Below are 6,398 nucleotides of genomic sequence, written 5' to 3'. Positions count from 1 at the left end.
CTCAAGGTCGCCCGCTTCGGCTACGACGGCAAGGGCCAGGAGCGGGTCGGCGGCATTGACGACACACTGGCCGCCTTTCGTCAGTTCAACAAGGAGCCCTGCGTTCTCGAACGGCAGGTCACTCTCGATTTTGAGCTGTCGCTGGTGCTGACGCGAGGCGAGAGCGGGGAGGTCAAGTGCTTTCCGGCGATCGAGAATTGCCACCGTCACGGTGTCCTCGATTACTCGAGGGTTCCGGCGCGCGCCTCGTCTGGCGAGCTGACGCGCCAGGCCGGGGAAATCGCCGAGGCGATCGCCGTCAGGATGGCTTATGTCGGCACTCTGGGTGTCGAGTTCTTCGTTGTCGATGGCCGGCTCCAGGTCAATGAGCTGGCGCCGCGGCCGCACAATTCCGGCCACTTCACGCTCGATGCCTGCGTCGCCAGCCAGTTCGAGCAGCAGGTGCGGGCACTGTGCGGCCTGCCGCTGGGCGAGATCAGAACTCACTCGCTCGCCGTGATGGTCAACCTCCTCGGCGACCTGTGGTATGACGAAGACGAGCAGCCGATGCGCGAGCCGGACTGGAACATCCTGCTCGCAGAACCCCGTCTCAAGCTGCACCTCTACGGCAAGGATGTGGCCCGACCGGGCCGCAAGATGGGCCACTTCACGGTGCTTGGCGAAGCCGCCGGTGATAAGGTATTCGAGACGGCCATGGCCTGCCGTGCGGCTATCGGTATTGGTGATGATTGACCTTGTGTGTTCGGCTGATAGGCTTAAAGCTTGGGCTAATCTGCAAAAACCCGGATTGACCAGAGTCGATCCCGGCATTTAGACTTGCGCAGGTGGTGATCGATACTCTGTCCGGCTGAGGACGATGCCTCAAGCGCAATCCTTCGCTCGCCGGCTCTGCTGTCAACTTCAATTCTCGTACTCAGACGCTGTGAATTAATGGATCAACACCTCCCAAGCCCTGGCCCGAGGCTAGGCTTCGCACTCATTCCGACGCACCCCAGGGGTATTTCCTTCGGGGCAAAAGCCGGAATCCAGTGCCTTTCTCTGAAATGGATTAGAACATAAAACGAGCTGGACCCCGGCTTGCGCCGGGGTAGCGAGTGTGGAAATCAGGCAGTAATGTTTTTTCGCAGACTTTCAGGTGTAACCAGGATGAGCCTCGCCTTGCCTTGCTTCAATCGGATAACTCTGCTTGCCGGCATTGCCCGTCAATCATGGCAGGGATTCCGTCTTCGCTTGTGCCGGGCAACGGCTTTGCTGCTCACCGCCACAGTGCTTGCCGTCGGCACTATTGCCATCGCGCACGCGCAGGATATCGAGCCGCGCGCCTACTCCAACGCGCCGATCGGGATGAATTTCCTGATTGCCGGTTACGCTTACACGCAAGGCGCCGTACCATTCGGCGCCTCCCTGCCGGTGAAAAACGCGCAGCTCGATACCTCAAACGCAGTACTCGCCTATGCGCGGGTATTCGAGCTGTGGGGCCAGTCCGGGAAATTTGACGCCATCGTGCCCTATTCCTGGTTTTCCGGAACCGCCGAGGTGGCGGGCGAGCCGGTCGAGCGCATCGTCAATGGACTGGCCGATTCCAGATTCCGGGTATCGCTTAACCTGTACGGCGCGCCGGCGCTGTCGCTGAAAGAGTTCAGGGATTTCGAGCAGGATCTGATCGTCGGCGCCAGCCTGCAGGTGTCGGCGCCTGCGAGTCAGTACGATCCCAACCGGGTGGTCAACATCGGTACCAACCGCTGGTTTTTCAAGCCGGAGCTCGGGATTTCCAAGGCTTTGGGCCAATGGACACTGGAGATGCAGGGTGCGGCCACCTTCTTCACCGACAACAAGGATTTCTTCGGCGGCAATACCCGCTCGCAGGCTCCGCTCTACTCGTTGCAGGGGCATGCGATTTACGGATTCCGCTCGGGTATCTGGGCTTCACTTGACGCCACCTGCTTTGCCGGCGGTCGCACGACGCTCAACGGCACGCTGAGCAACGACCTGCAACAGAACTGGCGCCTGGGAGGCACGCTGGCGTTTCCCGTGGACGTGCGAAACTCCGTCAAGCTTTACGCCAGCAGCGGAGTGTCGGCCCGTACCGGTAACAATTACGACCTGATCGGGATTGCCTGGCAGTACCGATGGGGGGCCGGGCTGTGAGCGGGGCATGAATGCCGGCTCAGAGGTTCAATGCAAATTCCTCTCGTCTGTTATGAGGGTTTTGACGAAAGGGAAATTAAAGTACGCCAAGACATTCGTAGTGGCGATCAATCGACTCTACTGGATGCGGTATCGTAGATTTCGTTATCACGGCGCATTCCAAGCGCAATGATCAACACCTCGATCCGGTCACCATCGACACGATAGACAATTCTTGTCTGGCCAGTGCGAATTCGTCGGCACCCTGACAACTCACCCGCGAGTCGCTTCCCCAGTTTGTCAGGCTCGCCTTGGGCAATACGTTCTTCAATCACTTTCAGAATGGCCCTGGCTTCGGCTCGGCCAAGGTTAAGTAAATCCTGCTCGACGTCAGGGTGGTAATTGACTATCCACGCCATTATTCATCATCGCCAAAACGCGCCAGCATTTCGGAGTGCGACACCAGTTCAAGCCGGTCGATAGAGGACAGCCGAGCACGCGCCACGGCCTCAATACGCAGGTCTTCCAACTCAGTCATCAGCGCCTCATAGCGTGCGGTCGGTAGCATGACCGCGGTAGGTCGGTTATCACGAATCACGACGTAGCGATCCTGGCTGCCGTCGGCCATGCGATCCAGCAACAGACGAGCGTTTTTCTGAAGTTCAGTAGACGAAATGGCTTGGTCGGCACGATCGAGTAACATCTTTAGTCCTTCCAGTGAAATATAGTCGTATTTTAATCTGCTTTAAATCAGACATCAACCGTAATGATAATCCATACCCTATCCCGAGGTCATAATCACTGGGCACACCCCTCGCCAAACCTGGAATTGCGGCGGTCGCGTCTGACTTAGGTTCCTGGCCTTGCTGTCTGCAAGCCGATAGGTTACAGCGGCGGTTCTAGCCGCTTGTGGCCTGCATCTGCCTGCGCCACTTTGCGGGAGGCGTTCCCTCCCAATGGGAAAATGCACGGTTGAATGAGGTTTCGTTTGAATAACCGAGCAGCTCCGCGATATTGGCGATACTGCTTCTGGTTTGCTGCAACAACTGGCAGGCCGTTGCGTGGCGAGCTTCGTTGTGAAGTTCGCGAAAGCTGGTGCCAGCTTCCTTCAGTCGGCGGTTCAGGGTTCGTGGATGAAGCGAAAAATAGTCGGCGAGTCCGTCAAGATTGCAGCGTTGGGAGCCAAGCAGCAACAGCACGGCTTGATATACCTTGCTCCGGTAGTCTTCAGGAGAATGGCGAATCATCTCCTGGACGTTTTGCAGGAAGTGTTGGCGCAAAACCGGATCGGCGAGCGGTATTTTTCTGGCCAGCCAGCGACTGTCGAAGCGCAGGGCGGTCAGCCTGGCATTGAACTGCATCGGCACCTGGAAGAAATTCCGATAGGGCTCGACATCCTCAGGTGTATCACGGCGAAAGAGAATTTCGTCCGCAAGCCAGTCCGGCCCGCACAGCGAGCGCATGAGGTTTAATCCGACCGCCATTGCTCCGTCGACGATCTGCTCCGCCGCTTCTATGCCATGCTGGTATATCTCATAAACGAGCAAGCAGGATCCCTCGGCTTCCTTGAGGAATAGCGTTGCTCCCCGATCATGCAAATCGAAATTGAGTACAAATTCATTGAGCGCGGTGGCGACATCCGGCGAATTTTTCATCAGGAAGCCCACGGCACCGAGCGCTGAAGGGCTGGCGCGCTGGCCGACCAGCAGCCCGAAATGAGCGCACCCGCTTTCACGTACGCACGCCTTGAGCAGGCGCCCCAGCGTGGCAAACGGCATCGTGCTGTCGGGGTGGAGAAAAATGTCTTCCGGCAGGCCGCACTTCTTCAGAAGAGGAGCGGGGGCTACCCCGAACTCGTGCAGAAGATCCGGAATCGCCGCCATCGGCCCGGCGCGGATCATTCCCTGTTGTGGTGGGGGAAATCGTTTGCTGGCAGTCATTGGTGAGTAATCTATTGCGGTGTCAAAATATGGTATTTTATTGTCGTAAACTGTCATCCTGTTTGGTCATTCTAGCCGATAGAATTATTTCCGCATTTCGGCTGCGACTTAACAAGGGCTTGATGCTTTGGAACGGCGTGCCTCATTTCCCGATAATGATCTGGTTGGCGGCATGAGGAGCAAGAATGTTGATGGTATCCTGTCCTCACATTGGAGCCTTGGTTTAGGATGAGACCCGGTGAACCGGATATTCCTTTCAAGAACTACTTCCATGAAAGCGGATCGTGAAATGAAAATGAGATTTTTCGCTACAGTGCTTGCAGGTCTTGCCGTGATTTTTCCTCAGATCGTTTCGGCGCAGGCTGCAGCGGATGACTGGTCGTACTCCGTGATGCCGTATCTCTGGCTTCCCACCGTCAAGGCAAATCTAAATTTCAACGACAAGAGCGTTGAAACCAAGCCCGACAGTTACCTTGACAACCTCGATTTTGCGGGGATGCTGACGGGCGCAGCACGCAAAGGGCGCTGGGTCATCGGTAGCGATCTGATGTACATGCACTTCTCGGATTCGCAGAGCAAGGTTCGCGCCGGTGGCCTCCTCGATACGAGCGGCGACATCGACATCAAGGGTCTGGTGTGGACGGCAGCGGGCGGCTATTCGCTGATCCTCGAACCGAAAGCCAACCTCGACGTCTTCGCCGGATTCCGCTACCTCGGGCTGAATACCGAAGTCAATACAAACATCATTTTCGCGCGCAGCGCCGAGAAGGACGTCAACATCTGGGCCGGCATCGTCGGCGCCCGCGGGCGGGCCAATCTCGGCGACAGCAAGTGGTTTGCCAACGGCTATGTCGATGTCGGCAGCGGTTCCTCGGCATTCACCTGGCAGGGCGTCGCCGGGGTCGGGTATGCGTTCGACTGGGGCGACGTCATCCTCGACTACCGTTATCTCTACTACAGCCAGAGTGGCCGCAAGCCGATCGAGGACATGAAGATGGGTGGCCCGGCGCTCGGCGTCAATTTCCGGTTCTAAGAGTTTTTGATGCCGGGTTTGATCGCCAGACATCTCCCTGTTTGACCGAAGAGTAAATTTTCAGGAGGGCCAATCATGAAAAAGTTTCGCCTGACGTTGATTTCATGGGCTGCAGGACTTTTGCTCGCAGCCGCTTGCGGACTGAGTATCGCGCAGCAGGTCACCGGCACCCTGGGTTCGCCCGGCGCGACGACGACGATCAAGGGCAACCAGCTTCCGCCGCCCGACCCGAAGTTCGGCGGCGAGATCAAGGAAAAGGCTTCGGAGTCCAAAGCCTGGTGGGCGCCCCGCGCAGTGCCGCCGAAGGGCGCGCCCAACGTGCTGCTGATCATGACCGACGACAGCGGGTTCGGCGCACCAGGGACTTTTGGCGGCGTCGTTCCGACTCCGGCGATGGACCGTATCGCGAAAAGCGGGCTGCGCTACACGAACTTCCACTCCACGTCGCTGTGCTCGCCTTCGCGCGCGGCCTTGATCACGGGACGCAACCACCACGTCGCCGGGTTCGGGGTGGTAGGTGAAATCGCGACGGGGTTTCCGGGCTACAACTCGGTTATCCGCAAGGAGAACGGCACCATCGGCGCCATCCTGCGCGACAACGGCTACGCCACCTCGTGGTTCGGCAAGAACCACAACACGCCCTTCTATCAGGCGACGCAGGCCGGGCCCTTCGACCAATGGCCGAACGGCATGGGCTTCGAGTACTTCTATGGCTTCGTCGGCGGCGACGCCAGCCAATGGCAGCCGAACCTGTTCCGCAACACCACGGCGATCTTCCCCTTCCAGGGCAACCCGGGCTGGAACCTGACCACGGCAATGGCCGACGAGGCCATCCAGTACATGAAGGAGATCAAGGCGGTTGCGCCGGAGAAGCCGTTCCTGGTCTACTACGTGCCGGGCGGCACGCACTCGCCGCATCATCCTACGCCGGAGTGGATCAAGAAGATCGGCGACATGCACCTGTTCGACCAGGGCTGGAACAAGATTCGCGAAACCATTTTCGCCAACCAGAAGCGACTGGGCATCATGCCTCCCAACGCTCAACTGACCCCGTGGCCAAAGGAACTGCCGACCTGGGATTCGCTCGGCTTTATCGAGAAGAAGCTGTTTATCAAACAGGCCGAAGTCTTTGGCGCCTACCTGGCCTACACCGACCACGAGATCGGTCGCGTCATCCAGGCGGTCGAGGACATGGGCCAGCTCGACAATACGCTGATCATCTACATCGCCGGCGACAACGGCGCCAGCCCGGAGGGAATGCTCAACGGAACGCCGAACGAGTTCACCACCTTCAACGG

At 58.3% G+C, this 6,398-nt stretch carries 7 protein-coding genes; 4 read left to right on the top strand and 3 right to left on the bottom strand.

Going from position 1 to position 6,398, the window contains the following annotated elements; genetic code table 11:
- Together JNM42_RS05445 and JNM42_RS05440 are read left to right on the top strand one after the other, a co-directional pair.
- Positions 1-732, top strand: a 732-nt coding sequence (locus JNM42_RS05445) for an ATP-grasp domain-containing protein (protein WP_294267381.1), incomplete at its 5' end; no start/stop codon positions are given.
- A 414-nt stretch (positions 733-1,146) separates the two neighbouring features.
- On the top strand, positions 1,147-2,148 hold the full coding sequence (locus JNM42_RS05440) for a transporter (RefSeq protein WP_294267378.1): 1,002 nt from the start codon (positions 1,147-1,149) through the stop codon (positions 2,146-2,148).
- Positions 2,149-2,255: 107 nt separating this feature from the next.
- Here the strand turns inward: JNM42_RS05440 and JNM42_RS05435 are convergent, their stop codons facing one another.
- The 3 genes from JNM42_RS05435 to JNM42_RS05425 form a co-directional block, all read right to left on the bottom strand.
- Positions 2,256-2,546: a type II toxin-antitoxin system RelE/ParE family toxin gene (locus JNM42_RS05435; RefSeq protein ID WP_294267376.1), complete on the bottom strand. Its 291-nt coding sequence runs from the start codon at positions 2,544-2,546 to the stop codon at positions 2,256-2,258.
- Positions 2,546-2,830 carry a type II toxin-antitoxin system Phd/YefM family antitoxin gene (locus JNM42_RS05430; RefSeq protein WP_294267374.1) on the bottom strand — a complete coding sequence of 95 codons (285 nt, stop codon included), beginning with the start codon at positions 2,828-2,830 and terminating at the stop codon, positions 2,546-2,548. Before JNM42_RS05430 ends, JNM42_RS05435 begins: the two co-directional genes overlap by 1 nt.
- A 196-nt stretch (positions 2,831-3,026) precedes the next feature.
- Positions 3,027-4,067 (bottom strand): AraC family transcriptional regulator, encoded by a 1,041-nt coding sequence (locus JNM42_RS05425; RefSeq protein WP_294267370.1) that lies wholly within the window; start codon positions 4,065-4,067, stop codon positions 3,027-3,029.
- Positions 4,068-4,356: 289 nt separating this feature from the next.
- Between JNM42_RS05425 and JNM42_RS05420 the strand changes: the two genes are divergently transcribed.
- On the top strand, positions 4,357-5,100 hold the full coding sequence (locus JNM42_RS05420) for an autotransporter outer membrane beta-barrel domain-containing protein (protein WP_294267367.1): 744 nt from the start codon (positions 4,357-4,359) through the stop codon (positions 5,098-5,100).
- Positions 5,101-5,175: 75 nt separating this feature from the next.
- A partial coding sequence (locus tag JNM42_RS05415) for a sulfatase-like hydrolase/transferase (protein ID WP_294267365.1) occupies positions 5,176-6,398 on the top strand: 1,223 nt, incomplete at its 3' end.

Source organism: Propionivibrio sp. (assembly GCF_016790145.1).
Taxonomy (GTDB): Bacteria; Pseudomonadota; Gammaproteobacteria; order Burkholderiales; family Rhodocyclaceae; genus Propionivibrio.
Note: the sequence above shows the minus strand (reverse complement) of the source record. Positions and strands in the feature narration are given on the sequence as shown.